Below are 17,116 nucleotides of genomic sequence, written 5' to 3'. Positions count from 1 at the left end.
TGCGTGTTAGGTAAGGATAGGCTTAGTTTAGGTCAGGTCTCGGGGGAGAACGCAAACCCGGAAGCCGAAACCGCGGGCGATCGTCTCGACGGTGAGGTATCGAGGCTCGGGGTGACCCCGCTCGTTGTCGGGGGACGTTCGGCGACCCGGCCGTATACTGGGTGGCTGGCCTTTCTCTGGCCGATCCCCGACCCCGAAGAACGGACGTTCGCTGTGCTTGCCGTGCACGACCTCGAGATCCGCGTGGGTGCCCGCGTGCTCATGTCCGACGTATCGTTCCGCGTCTCCGACGGCGACAAGATCGGCCTCGTGGGGCGCAACGGTGCGGGAAAGACCACGCTGACGAAGGTGCTTGCGGGCGATCTGCTGCCGTCGAACGGCGGCGTCGACCGCTCGGGCGAGCTCGGTTACCTCCCTCAGGACCCCCGCTCGGGTGACCCCGAGATGCTCGCGCGCACGCGCATCCTCGACGCGCGCGGGCTCGGCTCGCTCGCCCTCGGCATGCACGAGGCGTCGATGGCGATGGGCGACGACGACCCGGCCGTCGCGGCGAAGGCGATGAAGAAGTACGCCCGGCTCACCGAGCAGTTCGAGGCCGCGGGCGGGTACGCGGCCGAAGCCGAGGCGGCATCCATCGCCCACAACCTCTCGCTGCCCGACCGCATCCTCGACCAGCCGCTGAAGACCCTCTCCGGTGGTCAGCGTCGCCGCATCGAGCTCGCGCGCATCCTCTTCTCGGACGCGCAGACGATGATCCTCGACGAGCCGACCAACCACCTCGACGCGGACAGCGTCGTGTGGCTGCGCGAGTTCTTGAAGGGCTACAAGGGCGGCCTCATCGTGATCTCGCACGACGTCGAGCTCGTGGGCGAGACGGTGAACCGCGTCTTCTACCTGGATGCCAACCGCCAGGTCATCGACGTCTACAACATGAACTGGAAGAACTACCTGCGCCAGCGGGTGGCTGACGAGGAGCGCCGCAAGAAGGAGCGCGCCAACGTCGAGAAGAAGGCGACCGCTCTGCAGCTGCAGGCCGCGCGCTTCGGGGCGAAGGCGTCGAAGGCCGCCGCCGCGCACCAGATGGTCGCGCGCGCCGAGAAGATGCTGTCGGGCCTCGACGATGTCCGGCAGGACGAGCGGGTCGCGAAGCTGCGCTTCCCCAAGCCCGCGCCGTGCGGCAAGACACCGCTCATGGCCTCGGGCCTGTCGAAGTCGTACGGGTCGCTCGAGATCTTCACCGACGTCGACCTCGCCATCGACCGCGGATCGCGCGTGGTCATCCTCGGGCTCAACGGTGCGGGAAAGACGACGCTGCTGCGCATCCTCGCCGGCGTCGACCAGCCCGACACGGGCCAGCTCGAGCCCGGCCACGGCCTCAAGATCGGCTACTACGCGCAGGAGCACGAGAACCTCGACGTCAACCGCTCGGTGCTCGAGAACATGATGTCGTCGGCCCCGCACATCACCGCCACCGAGGCGCGGAAGGTCCTCGGATCGTTCCTGTTCGTCGGCGATGACGTGCTCAAGCCGGCCGGCGTTCTCTCGGGCGGTGAGAAGACGCGCCTGTCGCTCGCGACGCTCGTGGTCTCGTCGGCGAACATGCTGTTGCTCGACGAACCGACGAACAACCTCGACCCCGCCTCGCGCGAAGAGATCCTCGGCGCGCTCGCGCATTACGAGGGCGCCGTCGTCCTCGTCTCGCACGACGAGGGCGCCGTCGAGGCGCTGAATCCCGAGCGCGTGCTGATCCTCCCGGACGGCGTCGAGGACATCTGGGGTCGCGACTACGCGGATCTGATCACGCTGGCCTGATCGGGCCAGCGTGGTGCGCCGGCATGATCACGCTCGCCTCGATCACGCCGGCCCGGGTCGCGCCGGCCTCAGGCCTCACTCGAATCGCGGATGCCAGGACTCCGGCATACGCTTCCGTTCAGCGTGCGTCGAGAAGCGCGTCCTCGTCGTCGGCGTCGCGATCCTTCGGGCGCTTGCGCGCGCGGTGCAGGGCGACCGGGTCCACGCGGCGGCGGGGTTCGGTGCTCTCGCTCACGGGCGGCGCGACCGGTGCGAGCTCGTCGTCGTCGTCGGCGTCGGCTTCTTCGCGGCGGAGCTTGCGCTCGCTGACGATCACGTAGGTGATGAAGCCGAAGCCCATGAGGGCGAACAGGATCCACTGGATCGCGTACGACAGGTACGGCCCGGGGTCGTCGCTCGGCGGGTCGACGGGCAACGGGGCGTCGGCGGGAGCCGGGTCCTCCGACATGAGCAGTCCGTAGGCGCCGGGCTCGATGGGCCCCGTCTGCTCGGCGACGAGGCCGAGGTTGATCGTCGGCACCTGACCGGCCTCAGCGGTGCGTCCCGAGGTCGGCGCGGCCTCGCCGGGACGCAACCGCGCCTCGACGGTCACGGTGCCTGAGGGGGGAGCGGGGATGTCGTCGGGCAACGACTGGCTGTTGCCCGGCGGGAGCCAGCCGCGGTCGATGAGGAAGACACGGCCGTCGGTGAGGCGGAACGGCACGAGCTGCTCGTAGGCGGCGGAGCCGTTGTGCGCGCGGTTGCGCACGAGCAGCTGCTCGTCGGCCAGGTACTGGCCCTCGAGCCGCACCGGCCTCCATTCGTCGGAGGGCGTCAGGTCGGCGCCGGGAGCGAGCAGGTCGCCCAGCGCGACCGGTGTCGCGTCGTAGTTGTCGGTGACGAGCTGCAGCTGCTCGCTGCGTTCGGCGTTGCGCGAGAACTGCCAGTTCGACAGGTACGCGCACGCGATGGCGAAGAGCACGGCGATGCCGACGTACATCGCCCAGCGTGCTCCCGTAGGCATCTCGCGTGCGCTCACGAGCCCTCACCTGCTCGGGCCCCCGCCGGCAGAGCCTGCACCTGAACGGGGAAGTCGCGGGCGCTCAAGAACTCGCGGAGATACGACACGTGCGCTTCGCACGCCACCCACGTCTTGCGGCGGTCGGCGGTGTGAATGCGTGGGTTGCGCCAGAGGATCGCCCACACGGCCGCGTCGCGGCATCCGGCTCGCGAGCACTCCGCGGCCTCGACGGTCACGAGCGGTCGTCGCGAGGGGCGTCGAGTCGCGGCGTCTCGGCGATGCGGATCACGGTGGGGCCGGCCGGCGCCGGCGTCGGGGCAGCCGGGGCGGACGCCTCGAGAGACCGCTCGGGCGCCTCGGCCGTGCGTGCACCCACGTCGGCGCCCACGTTCGCCACGATCACGGCGAGGTAGGGGAGGAAGATCGCTCCGGCGGCGAAGACGAAGGTGTACCACCCGTAGGGGTGGACGACGGCCATGAGCACGAAGCACGCGATGCGGATCCCCATCATCACCATGTACTTGGTGAAACGGGAGCCGGCGTCTTCCCGCGGAGCCTGCGGGAGAGACGTCGCGGATTGGGCGCGGGGCGATGTCTTCACGGTCCCCCCAGGGTACGCCCGATCGGGGACGGTGCGGACCGTTCAGTAGCGGTAGCTCGAGCTGGTCGAGACCGCCACGATGATGATGAAGACGATGAAGATCGCGATCAGGGCGATGTTCACCCAGCCGAGGATCACGCCCGTGAGGGCGAGACCGCGCCCCTTCTCGCCGCTGCGCTTGATCTGAGCGAGTCCGATGTGTCCGGTGATGACGCCGACGAGCGGACCGACGAACGGCAGCATGACGAAACCGGCGATGGATGCCACGAGCGAGATGATCGCGAGGACGTTCGTCCGCGCGGCCGCCGCGTACGAGCCGTACCCCTGGGTGCCGTAGCCGGAGTAGCCCTGTGCGCCGTATGTCGCAGTGCCATACGCGGGAGCCGGGTATCCTTGGGCTCCGTAGGGGGTCGCGCCGTAGGCGGGAGCGGCGTCGGCCGCCGGGGCGCTGTAACCGGTCGAACCGGACGCGGGAGCGGCGTCGGTCGCGGGCGCCGGGTATGCGGGGGGCGCGGGTGTCTCGCCGGGGGCGGGAGCGGCGTCGCCGGGTGTGGGAGCGCCGTAGGCGGGAGGGGGCGGCGGCGCGGTGTAGGTGCCCGCCGCGGAGGCTTCCGCGTCCGCGGCGCCGGTGCTCGATGCATCCGGCTGAGGCGTGTCCGTGCTGGTCGTGCTGGGGGAGGCCTCGGGGGTGGAGGGAGCGTCGGTTCCCGACGTCGCGCCCGAGTCGCCGGTGTTCGGGTCGTGGGTGCTGTTGTCGCTCACGGCGGTCCTCTTCTCGAGCGGTGGTCTGCCCGCTCCGCTCCAGGCTTCCAGCGCCGTGAGGGTCGTGTCAAACCTCGTGCGGACGTTCTACGGCCCTCCTGCAGGACAGTGCGAGGCCATTTGCTCACCGTGAGCGCGGATAGGCTGGGCCGGTTCCGTTCCGCCGTATCGCAGGAGTTCACATGTCGCAGGACCGCGTCGTCGTCGTCACCGGAGGAAACCGCGGCATCGGGCGCGCCATCGCCGAGCGGTTCGTCGCCGAAGGGTGGCGCGTCGCCGTGACGGCACGCTCGGGCGAAGGCCCCGAGGGCACGCTGACCGTCCGCGCGGACGTGACGGACGCCGCCGCGGTCGACGCCGCGTTCACCCAGGTCGAGGCCGAGCTCGGCCCGATCGCGGTCGTCGTGGCCAACGCCGGCGTCACGAAGGACACCCTGCTGCTGCGCATGAGCGAGGACGACTTCGACAGCGTGGTGAACACCAACCTCGGCGGCGCGTTCCGCGTCGTCAAGCGTGCGTCGAAGGGCATGCTCAAGGCGCGCTGGGGCCGCGTCATCCTCATCTCGAGCGTCGTCGGCCTCTACGGTTCGGCGGGTCAGATCAACTACGCCGCGTCGAAGAGCGCCCTGGTCGGATTCGCGCGCTCGCTCACCCGCGAGCTCGGCGGCCGCGGGATCACCGCCAACGTGGTCGCTCCGGGCTTCATCGAGACCGACATGACGGCCGAACTTCCCGCCGACACGCAGGCCGAGTACAAGAAGAACATCCCCGCGGGGCGATTCGCCTCGCCCGATGAGGTCGCGGGCGTCGTCACCTGGCTCGCGGGCGACGACGCCGCGTACATCTCGGGTGCCGTGATCCCGGTCGACGGCGGCCTCGGCATGGGGCACTGAGCGCCACCACGAGACGAACGCTCAGTTCTCGGCGACCGGCTCCGATCGGATCGAGGCGACGAGCGCCTTCCCGAGCGCCTCGGGCTGTGCGAACTGCGGCCAGTGCCCGCCGGGAAGGTCGATGATCTCGACCTCGTCGGCCGCGGCGAGTTCGGCGACCCACGGTGCCCCGGCGTCGATCGTGCGCCGCACATCGACGGACGGCATGAGGCACGTGATGACTGTGATCGGGACGCCGTGGCGGCGGTCGTCGCTCAGCGAGATCGGATCGGTGGGGATCCGTGCGGGAATCCAGGTGACCTGCTCCTCGACCCGTTGACGCGTGGGCGCGTCGAGGTCGGCGACCTCCTCCTCGTCGAAGGAGTCCCACCCGGGGAACGGCACCACACCGTCGACGATCGGGAACTCCCAGATGCCCGATCCGTCGAGGGGAGGAACGGCGTCGACGAAGACGACCCGCGCGACACGATCGGGTCGCGCGTCGGCGGCGCCCCAGACGACGTTGGCTCCGCCGGAATGACCCACCAGCACGACGGGCTCGTCGTCGCGGTCGATGACGCGGACGACCTCGGCGATCCAGTCCGCGATGCCCACTTGTGCGGAGCCGGCCGCGGGAATGCCGATGCCCGGCATGCTCAGCGGTTCGGGACGATGCCCGGCGGCGAGCAGGGTGGGGACGACCGCGTCCCACGAGGACGCCGTGAGCCAGAGACCGGGGACGAGAACGACCTTCATGCCTCGAGGGTAGAGCCGGGCTCCGACATCGGCGAGGGTGGGGGCGTCAGCGCTCCCCTCGACAGGCTCGGGAACCCCTCGATGGGGTCACGGGCTTTCAGCGAGGGAGCAGCGCGACCACCTGGGACAGGTCGACCGGGCCGATCACGAGATCTGCCCGCTCGCGCACCGCGGGCTTGGCATTGAACGCGAGGCCGAGGCCGGCGACCGCCATCATCTCCAGGTCGTTGGCGCCGTCGCCGATCGCGAACGTCGCCGAGAGCGGCACGCCGTGCTCCGCGGCCCACGAGCGGAGGGTGTCGGCCTTGGCCGTGGCATCCACGATCTCTCCGTCGACCTCTCCGGTGAGAACGTCGTCGACGGCGACGAGCCGGTTGGCACGCCAGACATCGACGCCGAGGTCGGGCGCGACGGTGTCGAGGACCTCGTGGAACCCGCCCGACACGACGCCCACGACGCCGCCGCGATCGTGCACGGCGGCAACGAGGTCGCGCACCCCGGGCGTCGGTTCGATGCGGGCGATCGCGCGGGCGAAGGCCTCGGTGGACACCCCGGTGAGGGCTTCCACCCGGGAACGCAGGCTGGTCGCGAAGTCGACCTCGCCGCGCATCGCGGCCTCCGTGGCGGCGGCGACCTCCGGTCCTCGACCCGCTTCGTCGGCGAGCAGTTCGATGACCTCGTTGCGGATCAGGGTGGAGTCGGCGTCGAGCACGACGAGGAAACGGGCGGGCACTGGCACGCGATCCACGCTAGCGGGTCGCGTGCCGTCGCGCGGCGTCACGCGAAGCCTCGCGCCGGCCCTCCGCGCGTAGGCTTTTCGGGTACCGCCGACTCCATTGAAGGGACCACACCCATGGCCGACGTCGAGAGCTTCACCCTGGACCACACCGCCGTGCTGGCCCCTTACGTGCGCCGGATCGGCACCGAGACGGGTCCGCGCGGCGACGTCATCACGAACTTCGATCTGCGCCTCGTGCAGCCCAACGAGGGAGAGATCCCCACCGCCGGTCTGCACACGATCGAGCATCTTCTCGCCAGCCTCGTGCGCGACCGCATCGACGGACTGATCGACATCTCGCCCTTCGGGTGCCGCACCGGATTCCACGTGATCATGTGGGGCGAGCCCGAGATCCCCATGCTCGTGGACGCCATCACGGATTCCCTGCGCGCGATCGCCGAGGACGTCACATGGGAAGACGTCCCCGGAACCGACGCCTTCAGCTGCGGCAACTACCGCGACCACAGCCTGCACAGCGCCCGCGAGTGGTCGAAGGTCGTGCTGGACAAGGGGATCTCGCACGACGCGTTCCAGCGCGTCGGCGTGTGAGCAGGTTCGCTGTCTGACGCTGCTGATCTCGCACGACGCGTTCCAGCGCGTCGGCGTATGACAGACCGGAAGACAAGAAGGGGCTGCGACCGTCACGGTCGCCGCCCCTTCTGTCTTCCGTCACGCGTGGACGTGAACGTCCTTCCCGACGACGGTGATTCCCGTCTCGGTGACGGTGAAGCCGCGCGCGATGTCGCGCTCGCGGTCGACGCCGATCGTGGCCCCGGGTTCGAGGACGACGTTCTTGTCGAGGATCGCGCGGTGGATCCGGGCTCCCGCACCCACCTGGACGCTGTCGAACAGCACCGAGTCGGTGATGGTCGATCCGCCGCCCGCGAGGGCCCACGGGCCGACGACGCTGCGTTCGAGATGGGTCCCCGACAGCACCGAACCGAGCGAGACGATGGAGTCGATCGCGTTGCCGATGCGTCCGACCGAGTCGCGCACGAACTTCGCCGGCGGGGCGTTGAACGTCTGCGAGTAGATCGGCCAGTCGTTGTTGTAGAGGTTGAACACGGGCAGGGTCGAGATCAGGTCCATGTGCGCGTCGTAGAACGACTCAATCGTTCCCACGTCGCGCCAGTACGACCGGTCGCGCGGCGTGGACCCGGGCACGTCGTTGCGCTGGAAGTCGTAGACGGCCGCTTCGCCCCGGTCGACGAAGTAGGGGACGATGTCGCCGCCCATGTCGTGCGCCGAGGTCGGCAGCTCGCCGTCGTGCGTGACCGCTTCGACGAGGGCGTCCGCGTCGAAGATGTAGTTGCCCATCGAGGCGAGCACCTCGTGGGGCGCATCGGCCAGACCCTCGGGGTTCTGCGGCTTCTCGAGGAACGCGCGGATCTTCGTCGGATCGGTCGGCTCGGTGTCGATGACCCCGAACTGATTCGCGAGCGAGATCGGCTGCCGGATGCCGGCGACGGTCGCGCGCGCGTCCGAGGCGATGTGGGCATCGAGCATCTGCTTGAAGTCCATGCGGTACACGTGGTCGGCGCCGATGACCACGACGATGTCGGGCTTCTCGTCGCGGATGAGGTTCATCGACTGCAGGATCGCGTCGGCGGAGCCGGAGAACCATCGCTTTCCGAGCCGCTGTTGGGCGGGGACGGATGCCACGTACGCGCCGAGCATGGGGGACATACGCCACGTCTGGGAGATGTGTCGGTCGAGGCTGTGCGACTTGTACTGCGTGAGCACGACGAGCTGACGCAGTCCCGAATTGATGAGGTTCGAGATGGCGAAGTCGATGAGGCGATATTGCCCCCCGAACGGGACGGCGGGTTTCGCGCGGTCGGCCGTGAGGGGCATGAGACGCTTTCCCTCGCCGCCGGCGAGGATGATTCCGAAGACCTTCGGCGCTGCAGGCATGGCACCACACTAGGGGTCGGATGCGGATGCGGATACACGTGCGCGGCGCGCCTTTCGCTGTACTACGGTTCGTCTCATGCGCGTCGACATCGTGACCAAGGAATACCCGCCGGAGATCTACGGGGGAGCCGGCGTCCACGCGACCGAACTGGTCAAGGCGCTGCGCGCCGAGGGCACCGAGGTGCAGGTCCGCGCCTTCGGTGCGACGCGCGACGAAGCCGACACGACGTCGTACGGCGTGCCCACTGAGCTGGCCTCCGCGAACGGGGCGATTCAGACACTGGGCACCGATCTCGAGATCGTCTCCGACGTCGCCGGCGCGGACGTCGTGCACTCGCACACCTGGTACGCGAACTTCGCCGGGCATCTGGCATCCCTCCTCCACGGCATCCCGCACGTCGTCACCGCCCACAGCCTCGAGCCGCTACGGCCCTGGAAGGCGGAGCAGCTCGGCGGCGGCTACGCCGTGTCGAGCTACATCGAGAAGACCGCCTACGAGGGCGCTGCGGCGGTCGTCGCGGTGAGCTCGGGGATGCGCGACGACATCCTGCGCAGCTACCCGTCGCTGGATCCCGCCAAGGTGCGCGTGATCTACAACGGGATCGACACCGAGGCGTGGCATCCGGTGTCGGACGACGCCTTCCTCGCGTCCGTGGGCATCGACCCGTCGCGGCCGTCGGTGGTTTTCGTCGGTCGCATCACCCGCCAGAAGGGGCTCCCTTACCTGCTCCGCGCGGCGGAGCTGTTGCCGGCTGACGTGCAGCTGATCCTGTGCGCGGGGGCGCCCGACACGCCTCAGATCATGACCGAGGTCGAGGAGCTCGTCCGCGGGCTTCAGGCGACGCGTGATGGTGTCGTCTGGATCGACCGTCTGCTCCCGCGCAACGAGCTCTGCGCGATCCTCACCGCCGCGACGACGTTCGTCTGCCCGTCGGTGTACGAGCCGCTGGGGATCGTGAATCTCGAGGCGATGGCGTGCAGCGCGGCGGTCGTGGGGACGGCGACCGGTGGCATCCCGGAGGTCGTCGTCGACGGCGTCACGGGACGACTCGTCCCGATCGAGCAGGTGCAGGACGGCACCGGAACGCCCGTCGACCCCGAACGTTTCGTCGCCGATCTCGCCCGCGTGCTCACCGAGGTGGTGACGGATGCCGAGACGGCCCGCGCCTATGGCGAGGCCGGCCGTCAGCGCGCCATCGACGACTTCAGCTGGGCGGCGATCGCGCAGACGACGGCGGCGCTGTACGCGGAGGTCTCGGGGAAGTAGGGGACGCCGGAGTCGGCTCGTCCACAGCCCGGCAGCGTGGCATCCGGGCGCACGGGTCGGGGCCGTTAGGCTAGATCCATGCCCCAGGTTCTCGAGTTCTCCGACGTCGTCGTCCGCCGGAACACGCGGGACATCGTGTCCCATCTCGACTGGAGCGTCGCCGATGACGAGCGCTGGGTCGTGCTCGGCCCCAACGGCGCGGGGAAGACGACGGTTCTGCAGCTCGCGGACACCCTCCTGCACCCCACGTCGGGCACGGTGACGATCCTCGGCGAGCAGCTCGGTCGTACCGACGTCTTCGAACTGCGCCCGCGTATCGGCTTCGCATCGTCGGCGATGGCGCGTCGCGTTCCCCCTGAGGAGACGGTGCTCGACGTCGTGCTGACCGCCGCCTACTCGGTGACGGGTCGCTGGCGCGAGCAGTACGACGACATCGATGAGCGTCGCGCGCTGCGCGTGCTCGCCGAGTGGCGTCTCGATCACCTCGCGGACCGCACGTTCGGCACGCTGAGCGACGGCGAGCAGAAGCGCGTCCAGATCGCCCGGGCCGTGATGACCGACCCCGAGCTGCTGCTGCTCGACGAGCCCACCGCCAGCCTCGACCTCGGCGCCCGGGAAGAGCTGCTGGCGCTGCTCTCGGGGTACGCCCAGGCGCCCACGACGCCCGCCATGGTGATGGTGACGCACCACGTCGAGGAGATCCCCGTCGGGTTCACGCACGTGCTTCTGCTCCGCGACGGCGAGATCGTGGCATCCGGGCCCCTCGGTGAGGCCCTCACGGCCGAGAACCTGTCGAAGACGTTCGGCCTCGAGATCACTCTCACGCACGAGGCGGGGCGGTACGCCGCCCGTGCGGTCTGACGCCGCGCGCGAATCTCGACGCGGGCCTGGTAGACTCTCCCGTTGGTGCCATCGGCGCCGCAGACTTTGACGTCCTGGCAGAATCCAGGGCACCACTTCTCAAAGGACCTCCCATGAAGACTGACATCCACCCCACGTACAAGGCCGTCGTGTTCCGCGACCTCGGTTCGGGCGACACGTTCCTCACCCGTTCGACCGTCTCGAGCGACAAGACGATCGAGCTGGACGGCGTGGAGTACCCCGTCATCGACGTGGAAATCTCGTCGGCTTCGCACCCCTTCTACACGGGTAAGCAGCGCATCATGGACTCGGCCGGTCGTGTCGAGAAGTTCAACCAGCGCTTCAAGAACTTCGGCGGTCGTTGATCCCCAGCGGTTCCGCTCCAAAAGCCCTCATCCTTCGGGATGGGGGCTTTTGGTTTCGGGGCGGCTGCTGTCGACCTATGCGTGCGTGGAGCCGGCCCGGGCGGGGGATGTGTACGCGAACGTCGGCGATCACCCGTGCGGGGTGGACATCGGCGGGCTCGACCCGCGCTCGAGGGGGAACAGCTGCTTCCGAGAGGGATGCGCGCGCGAAGGTCGTCGGTCGCCCGTGCGGGGTGGACATCGGCGGGCTCGACCCGCGCTGGAGGGGGAACAGCCGCTTCCGAGAGGGATGCGCGCTTGAAGGTCGTCGGTCACGCGTTCTGGGCGGGCAGCAGCGGCTTCGGTGGATAGGTGCTGAGGACGAGCGACGTCGTCACCGGGCCGAACCGCGCCAGCGCATCGACCACCTTCTCGAGCCGCGCGGCGTCGGGGCAGTGGACATCGAACAGGAGACAGTCCTCGCCCGTCACGCGGACCATCGACGTGACCTCGGGGAGGCGTCCGGCGAGCTCGCGGGCCGACGAGAGCTGCGCATGGGTCGTGCGCAACCGGATGACGGCGTGGATGACGAGTCCGACCGCGGCCGGGTCGATCACCGCACGGTAGCCCGCGACGACGCCCGCGCGTTCGAGCCGGAGGATGCGCGCGCTGGCGGCCGGCTGGGACAGTCCGACGCGCCGCCCCACCTCCGCGCCCGAAAGCCGACCGTCATGCTGGAGGAGTTCGAGAATGCGGCGGTCGATCGCATCGAGTGGTTCCATCGTGTTCGACTCCGATTTCTTATGCATCGCTTGCGCGGGATGCGCATGGCGAGTGACTCCATCATGCTCGCAGGGTGGGCGGAGCGCGCTCCGTGTCTCGAGCAGTCGATCGCTCGGGGAGTGCGTCGTCACACGGTTGGCGAGTGAGAGAGGTGGTCATCGGTGGTCGCATACGTGATCGTCCCCGGAATCGGAGGCTCCGGGGAGGAGCATTGGCAGACGCTTTGGGAGCGGCGTTGGGGCCATGACGCCGCCCGAGTGGTTCCTCGGTCGTGGGACGAGCCCGACCTCGACGATTGGGTCGACGCGGTCGATCGACGCGTGACCGATCTCGCGAGACGAGGCGATGAGGTCGTCGTCGTGGCTCATAGCCTGGGGTGTTGGGCGGCGGTCGAGTGGGATGCGCGGGTTGATCGCGAGGGGTGGCTCGCGCGTGATGAACGCGCCCGACGCGCGCCGGTGGCAGGGATGCTGCTCGTCGCGCCCCCGGATCCGGCCGGCGAGGCCTTTCCTCGCGCTGCCGCCCCGAGCTTCTCCGGCCTCGCCGTTCGGCCGCTGACGTGTCGAAGCACGGTTGTGACGAGTTCCGATGATCCGTACTGCGCGGTCGAGGTCGCCCGAGGGTTCGCCTCCGGATGGGGGAGCGCTTTCCGAAACGCCGGCCACCTCGGCCATCTGAACGCGGCGAGTGGTCTCGGGGAGTGGGACTGGGGGAGGGCGGTGCTCGACGACCTCATGGGCGAGTGAGCGCGCGCCCGGGAGAACCTCGGCGCGCGGTTCGAGTGGGCGGCACCGCGCGCGTGGAGAGATGCTGGTGATCAGCGCTGAGCACTCGCGGTGTCGAACGAACCCGCGTGCCGATGCTTGCCGAGCGACTCGCGACGCTGTGCCCACATGCGCTGGTGCCGGCGCGCGTCGGCGACGATGTTCGCATCCAGGTCGGCGAACGCGAGGTGCTCGCCCTCACCGGCCACGGTGATGCGTCGACCGAGCGGATCGAAGACGGCAGCGCCTCCGATGAAGTCGTGCGGTTCGCCGACGAGCCCGCTGAAGACCACGTACATGCCGTTGTCGAGGGCGCGCGCCGCGTAGTGGAGGTCGCGTCGGTGCTCGCCGCCCGGGAAGTACGCGCCGCTGTTGAGGTACGCGTGCGCGCCGGCTCGCGCGGCCGCCGCGGCGTGCTCCGGGAAGTTCGCGTCATAACAGACGGAGAGAGCGAACTGAAGGCCTTTCAGGGTGAAGAAGGCGCCGTGCGCGCCCGGGCTGAAGACGGAACTCTCGCTGTCGTGCAGGTGCTGCTTGTCATAGGCGGCGAGCGGGGTGCGCCCCGGGCTCAGGATCACATCGCCGAGGAAGCGGCATCCGTCCCGCTGCATCGCGGTGTTGACGATGGCGGTGACGCCGCTGCGGTCGACCGCGGATTGCAGGGGAGTCCACCATTCATCGTCGGCGAGGTCGGGCAGAGGACCGGCGAAGGCGCCGTCGTCGTATCCCGTGACGGCCGCTTCGGGGAAGAGGACGAGATCGGCTCCTCCCGCGGACGCCGCCACGATCAGGCGTGCGATGCGCGCGACGTTTCCGTCGATGTCGCTGGGCACGGCTTCCATCTGGACGGTGGCGATGCGGCAGGTCACGGGATCAGTCTGGCATTCGGGGCCAGGGGACGATCGCATCGTGGAGTTCGCCACCTCTGTCGGATGCGGCCAGCCCGTGCGAGAGACGCTCGCGCGGGCGGCCGCGCGGCACGTGCGGGGGATGCCGTCGAGGGGTGCGGGCCGGCGTGCTCGAGAGACGGCCGCCGCGCGTGACGTTCGAGAGACACGAGCGAGGGCTGCCGCGCGCTCAGAACGGGGGTGGGTCGAAGCCGTAGGAGCGGCCCAGCGGAGAACTCCACGCGCGTTCGCCCGAGACCGGATCGTGAGTCGGTGTCCACTCTGTCTCGTGTCGGAGGCGATGGTGATGTCGACATTCGGGCTCGAGATTGTCGGCATCCGTGGTGCCGCCGTCGGCCCAGGCGGTGAGGTGGTCCAGGTCGCAATCGCGAGCGGTGCGGTTGCATCCGGGGAAGATGCAGGTGGGTGAGGTGACCCCCAGCCAGCGTCGAAGCGCGGCGGGAACCCGATAGGTCTGGCGATCCAGGACGAGGGGAGCGCCCGACACGGGGTGTGTGAGCAAGCGGACCCATGAGCGTGCTTCGCCGGCGAGGCGGCGCGCGGTATCGAGGTCGATGGGCCCGTAGCCCTCGAGGGTCGCCGGATCGCTGTCGACGCCGAGCAGGGTCAGCGCGGGGACGGTGACGACGACAGTGGGGGAGGTGGGGGGTGCGGAGGGGCCGTGTCGCCCTGTGGCGGGTGGGGTCGGCGGCTCGTCGGGACCCGCGGCCGGGGTGAGGGACGATGTCGCGGTCGGCACGTCGGGCGCGGGAGAGGTGACGAGATCCGCGAGGACATCAGCCCGCAGCTGCGCCAAGGTGCGCTCCTCTTCGGGCACGGCGTGAAGGTGCCGAGCCGCGCGATCCAGGCGCGACATGATGCTGCGCGCTCTGTCGGCGGGCAGGAGTGCGCTGAGGGAGGCCATGCCGTCGAGTTCGGGTGTCATCCACACACCGCGATCACGTGCGGCGCGCCGGTGGCGAGCGTCAATTGACTCGGCGTGGACACGTTCGCGGAGAACGCGCGCGGAGACGGCGAACTTCGTGGGGGTCAGCCGCGTCGCTGTGTCGGCGACGCCCTCGTCGAAGGCGGTCCAGGCAGCGGCGTCTTCGGGGAGCGAGGTGGCCAGGCGGGCCGTCTCGACGGCGTGACGCTCGGACGTCCGTCCGTCGGCGAACTGCTGCCAGAGCCGCGGACAACGCTCCTGCAGCGCGTCGACGTGCGTGGCGCGCCTCCGGATGGTCTGCTCGGACACACGCAGACGCACCGCCATCTCGGCGGCTGCGGCCCGCTGCGCGAGATCGACGCGATCGCGTCGGACAGCGTGGACGGTACGCCCTCGCGGATCGTTCCAGGCGAGGTCGAGGGTCGGGTCGTGGCCAACCCAGGGCGTCGGGTCGGCGGCGGCATCGCGGAGGACGGCGGCGATGATGCGACCCTCTTCGGCTGCGAGGCGGTGCCTCTCCGTGGCGATCAGTTCGAGGCGGCCCAGGACCGCGTCGAGGTCTGAGACCGCGGCAGATGTGGCGTCGGCGCGGGCGGCAGCGCCGCCGGGGAACGCGAGGTCGGCGTCGTCGAAACGTTCCGCCGCCTCGGCGGGAATCGAGGACTCGAGATCGAGCAGACGCGCCCACGCCGCCTCGTTCTCGAGCTCATCGTCGTCGGGCCACGGGACTCCGTCGCACGACCGCACCGCCGGCGACGGCCGGTCTGCGGGTGGGGCGGTGGCGTCCATGTCGAAACGCTATCGGGGACCTCCGACATTGGCCGGGACGCTGAATCTCGGGCAGAATCGCGGCCGTCTCAGCGGATCGGCCACGCCCCGTCGAGCGGGGGAGCCGTGGCATCCAGGCGTCCGATCTTCACGAAGTACTCGGTGAGACTCGCGGCTTGGGCGCGAGCCCAGGCGATCTGGCGCGTGTGCAATTCTTCGACTGTCGAAGGCAGCCACGGAGCGAAGCGTTCGGCGAGCGCCAGGGCGAGACGGCCGGCGGCGACCGCGTCGGCACACGCTTCGTGCGCCGACTCCAACGGCACCGCGTAATGCTCCGCCACGACCGACAGTGTGCGCTTGCCGCGTCGGTAGCGGTCGTAGGTCTTGTCGACGACGAGGGGGTCGATGACGGGAGAGGGGGCGTGGATGGGAGCGACGCCGTGCCGCACGGCTTCGTGCTTGAGCATCGAGAAGTCGAACGGCGCGTTGTACGCGACGACCGGGATCCCGGCGGCGAAGAGTGCGCTGAGCGCCTCGATGACCTCGGCGACGACGCGCGGTGCGGGGGCGCCGTCGGCCCGCGCTCGCTCGGTGGTGATCCCGTGGATGGCGGCCGCGCCGTCGGGGATCTCGACGCCAGGGTCGGCCAGCCAATCTCGAGCGTCGACCACGTGGCCGTCCGCGTCAAGCACGCCCACGTGCGCGGTCACGATGCGGTCGTTCTCGACGTCGACGCCGGTTGTCTCGAGGTCGAAGACGCCGACGAGGCGCGTCCACTCGGGGGTCTGGAACAGCGGGAGCGGCTCGGCCTGCCACAGGGTCATATGGTCACCGTAGAGCGGGGGTCCGACACGACCCGCGAGGCGCGCAGGAATGGGGGAGGGATGCCAGGAACTCCGGGTTGTGCACGGGGAGTGCCTCGCCGCCGGCGCCGGGGATGTCGGAACTCCCGAGTCGTGCACGCGGGCTGTCTCGCCGCTGGCATCGGGGATGCCGGCACTCCCGGCTGTGGACACGGACTGCGCCGCCGGGACGGGCGATGTCGGAACCCCCTCGTAAACTCGATGCCATGGCCAACCCGTACGCCGACCTCCTCGCCGCGATCCCGGTCGAGCGCCGTGCGGTCCAGGTGCTCGGGGGAGAGACGGCGTACTGGGTCTACGGTGACGACGCCGCCGAGACCACGATCGTGGCGGTGCACGGGTTCCGCGGTGAGCATCACGGGCTCGATCCGGTGGTCGCCCACCTCCCTGGCATCCGCGTGATCTCGCCCGATCTGCCCGGCTTCGGCGAGACGCCGCCGCTGCGGGGGCGTGCCCACGACCTCGACGGTTATGCCGCGTGGTTGCGCGCGTTCGTCGACGCCGTGGCTCCGGGGGCCGTCGTCCTCGGCCATTCGTTCGGCTCGATCGTGTCATCGGCGGCCGTCGCGGGTGGTCTCGCGACGCCGAGGCTCATCCTGGTCAACCCGATCGGCGCGCCCGCGCTCGAGGGACCGCGCGGCATCCTGACCCGGCTCGCCGTCTTCTACTACCTCGCGGGGGCGAAGCTGCCGCGCGCCGTGGGCGACGCGCTGCTGCGGAACGGCCTCATCGTGCGCGTGATGAGCAACGCGATGGCCAAGACGCGAGACCCCGCGCTGCGGCGCTTCGTCCACGAGCAGCACGACGAGTACTTCTCTCGCTTCGCCGACCGCGACGTGCTGCACGAGGCCTTCGTCACGAGCGTGTCGCACGACGTGCGCGAGTTCGCCCCGCGCATCGCGCAGCCGACGCTGCTCATCGCGGCGGAGAAAGACGACATCACGCCCATCGAGGCCGAGAGGCATCTCGCGACGCTCTTCCCCGACGCCGCGTTGGTCGAGATCCCCGAGGTCGGCCACCTCATCCACTACGAGACGCCCGAGGCGGCGGCATCCGCGATCAGGAAGTTCCTCGGCGTCGGCTGACCCGCCGGATCGCGCGAGGTTCCCCCGACGCGAGCTCTACGCCGTCTCCGCGC

Annotated in this window: 19 protein-coding genes; 8 read left to right on the top strand and 11 right to left on the bottom strand. The window is 69.9% G+C overall.

The window, feature by feature from the left end; all coding sequences use genetic code 11:
* The first annotated feature begins 213 nt into the window (after positions 1–213).
* The gene (locus ACMW4R_RS14815) at positions 214–1,812 is read left to right on the top strand and encodes an ABC-F family ATP-binding cassette domain-containing protein (RefSeq protein ID WP_058597740.1); all 1,599 of its coding nucleotides are present in this window, start codon (positions 214–216) and stop codon (positions 1,810–1,812) included.
* 118 nt (positions 1,813–1,930) lie between these two features.
* Here ACMW4R_RS14815 and ACMW4R_RS14810 read toward each other — a convergent pair whose 3' ends face one another.
* Genes ACMW4R_RS14810 through ACMW4R_RS14795 form a run of 4 tightly spaced genes read right to left on the bottom strand, consistent with a single transcriptional unit; the run spans position 1,931 to position 4,175 of the window.
* Positions 1,931–2,815: an SURF1 family protein gene (locus tag ACMW4R_RS14810; protein ID WP_418300273.1), complete on the bottom strand. Its 885-nt coding sequence runs from the start codon at positions 2,813–2,815 to the stop codon at positions 1,931–1,933.
* A gap of 11 nt (positions 2,816–2,826) precedes the next feature.
* The gene (locus tag ACMW4R_RS14805; protein ID WP_363338785.1) at positions 2,827–3,048 is read right to left on the bottom strand and encodes a hypothetical protein; all 222 of its coding nucleotides are present in this window, start codon (positions 3,046–3,048) and stop codon (positions 2,827–2,829) included.
* Positions 3,045–3,413, bottom strand: coding sequence for a DUF3099 domain-containing protein (locus tag ACMW4R_RS14800; RefSeq protein ID WP_081317456.1), 369 nt, complete (start codon positions 3,411–3,413; stop codon positions 3,045–3,047). The genes ACMW4R_RS14805 and ACMW4R_RS14800 overlap by 4 nt, the downstream gene beginning before the upstream one ends.
* 42 nt (positions 3,414–3,455) lie before the next feature.
* On the bottom strand, positions 3,456–4,175 hold the full coding sequence (locus ACMW4R_RS14795; protein WP_418300252.1) for a DUF4190 domain-containing protein: 720 nt from the start codon (positions 4,173–4,175) through the stop codon (positions 3,456–3,458).
* 182 nt (positions 4,176–4,357) lie between these two features.
* Here ACMW4R_RS14795 and fabG point away from each other — a divergent pair, with 182 nt between their 5' ends.
* The gene (gene fabG / locus ACMW4R_RS14790; protein ID WP_058614611.1) at positions 4,358–5,068 is read left to right on the top strand and encodes a 3-oxoacyl-ACP reductase FabG; all 711 of its coding nucleotides are present in this window, start codon (positions 4,358–4,360) and stop codon (positions 5,066–5,068) included.
* Between the two features lie 21 nt (positions 5,069–5,089).
* Here the strand turns inward: fabG and ACMW4R_RS14785 are convergent, their stop codons facing one another.
* Positions 5,090–5,803 (bottom strand): alpha/beta fold hydrolase, encoded by a 714-nt coding sequence (locus ACMW4R_RS14785; RefSeq protein ID WP_418300251.1) that lies wholly within the window; start codon positions 5,801–5,803, stop codon positions 5,090–5,092.
* Positions 5,804–5,900: 97 nt separating this feature from the next.
* On the bottom strand, positions 5,901–6,542 hold the full coding sequence (gene serB, locus ACMW4R_RS14780) for a phosphoserine phosphatase SerB (protein ID WP_418300250.1): 642 nt from the start codon (positions 6,540–6,542) through the stop codon (positions 5,901–5,903).
* 114 nt (positions 6,543–6,656) lie between these two features.
* Here serB and ACMW4R_RS14775 point away from each other — a divergent pair, with 114 nt between their 5' ends.
* Positions 6,657–7,130: an S-ribosylhomocysteine lyase gene (locus tag ACMW4R_RS14775; RefSeq protein ID WP_058598056.1), complete on the top strand. Its 474-nt coding sequence runs from the start codon at positions 6,657–6,659 to the stop codon at positions 7,128–7,130.
* A gap of 120 nt (positions 7,131–7,250) precedes the next feature.
* On the opposite strand, the gene glgC is transcribed toward ACMW4R_RS14775, so the two are convergent.
* Positions 7,251–8,495: a glucose-1-phosphate adenylyltransferase gene (glgC, locus tag ACMW4R_RS14770; RefSeq protein WP_058598057.1), complete on the bottom strand. Its 1,245-nt coding sequence runs from the start codon at positions 8,493–8,495 to the stop codon at positions 7,251–7,253.
* Positions 8,496–8,571: 76 nt separating this feature from the next.
* Here glgC and glgA point away from each other — a divergent pair, with 76 nt between their 5' ends.
* From glgA to ACMW4R_RS14755, 3 genes are all read left to right on the top strand, one after another.
* Positions 8,572–9,762 carry a glycogen synthase gene (glgA, locus tag ACMW4R_RS14765; protein ID WP_418300249.1) on the top strand — a complete coding sequence of 397 codons (1,191 nt, stop codon included), beginning with the start codon at positions 8,572–8,574 and terminating at the stop codon, positions 9,760–9,762.
* A gap of 78 nt (positions 9,763–9,840) precedes the next feature.
* Positions 9,841–10,623 (top strand): ABC transporter ATP-binding protein, encoded by a 783-nt coding sequence (locus ACMW4R_RS14760; protein WP_058598059.1) that lies wholly within the window; start codon positions 9,841–9,843, stop codon positions 10,621–10,623.
* A gap of 113 nt (positions 10,624–10,736) precedes the next feature.
* Positions 10,737–10,988, top strand: a complete 252-nt coding sequence (locus ACMW4R_RS14755) for a type B 50S ribosomal protein L31 (RefSeq protein WP_013586710.1) — start codon at positions 10,737–10,739, stop codon at positions 10,986–10,988.
* 311 nt (positions 10,989–11,299) lie between these two features.
* Here ACMW4R_RS14755 and ACMW4R_RS14750 read toward each other — a convergent pair whose 3' ends face one another.
* Positions 11,300–11,749, bottom strand: a complete 450-nt coding sequence (locus ACMW4R_RS14750) for an Lrp/AsnC family transcriptional regulator (RefSeq protein WP_418300248.1) — start codon at positions 11,747–11,749, stop codon at positions 11,300–11,302.
* Between the two features lie 162 nt (positions 11,750–11,911).
* Between ACMW4R_RS14750 and ACMW4R_RS14745 the strand changes: the two genes are divergently transcribed.
* Positions 11,912–12,496: an RBBP9/YdeN family alpha/beta hydrolase gene (locus ACMW4R_RS14745; RefSeq protein ID WP_418300247.1), complete on the top strand. Its 585-nt coding sequence runs from the start codon at positions 11,912–11,914 to the stop codon at positions 12,494–12,496.
* Between the two features lie 71 nt (positions 12,497–12,567).
* Here the strand turns inward: ACMW4R_RS14745 and ACMW4R_RS14740 are convergent, their stop codons facing one another.
* The 3 genes from ACMW4R_RS14740 to ACMW4R_RS14730 all read right to left on the bottom strand — a co-directional run bounded on the left by ACMW4R_RS14740 (position 12,568) and on the right by ACMW4R_RS14730 (position 15,939).
* A complete protein-coding gene (locus ACMW4R_RS14740) occupies positions 12,568–13,383 on the bottom strand; it encodes a carbon-nitrogen hydrolase family protein (RefSeq protein ID WP_418300246.1) in 816 nt (271 codons plus the stop codon).
* Positions 13,384–13,591: 208 nt separating this feature from the next.
* On the bottom strand, positions 13,592–15,136 hold the full coding sequence (locus ACMW4R_RS14735) for a DUF222 domain-containing protein (protein WP_418300245.1): 1,545 nt from the start codon (positions 15,134–15,136) through the stop codon (positions 13,592–13,594).
* Between the two features lie 68 nt (positions 15,137–15,204).
* The gene (locus tag ACMW4R_RS14730; protein ID WP_058598063.1) at positions 15,205–15,939 is read right to left on the bottom strand and encodes an exonuclease domain-containing protein; all 735 of its coding nucleotides are present in this window, start codon (positions 15,937–15,939) and stop codon (positions 15,205–15,207) included.
* Positions 15,940–16,184: 245 nt separating this feature from the next.
* Between ACMW4R_RS14730 and ACMW4R_RS14725 the strand changes: the two genes are divergently transcribed.
* Positions 16,185–17,063, top strand: coding sequence for an alpha/beta fold hydrolase (locus ACMW4R_RS14725; protein ID WP_418300244.1), 879 nt, complete (start codon positions 16,185–16,187; stop codon positions 17,061–17,063).
* The last annotated feature ends 53 nt before the right edge of the window (positions 17,064–17,116 follow it).

It is taken from the genome of Microbacterium sp. S1037 (genome assembly GCF_048381605.1).
In the GTDB taxonomy this organism is placed as follows: domain Bacteria; phylum Actinomycetota; class Actinomycetes; order Actinomycetales; family Microbacteriaceae; genus Microbacterium; species Microbacterium testaceum_B.
The sequence above is the reverse complement of the archived record's forward strand: the minus strand, read 5'-3'. Positions and strand labels throughout refer to the sequence as shown.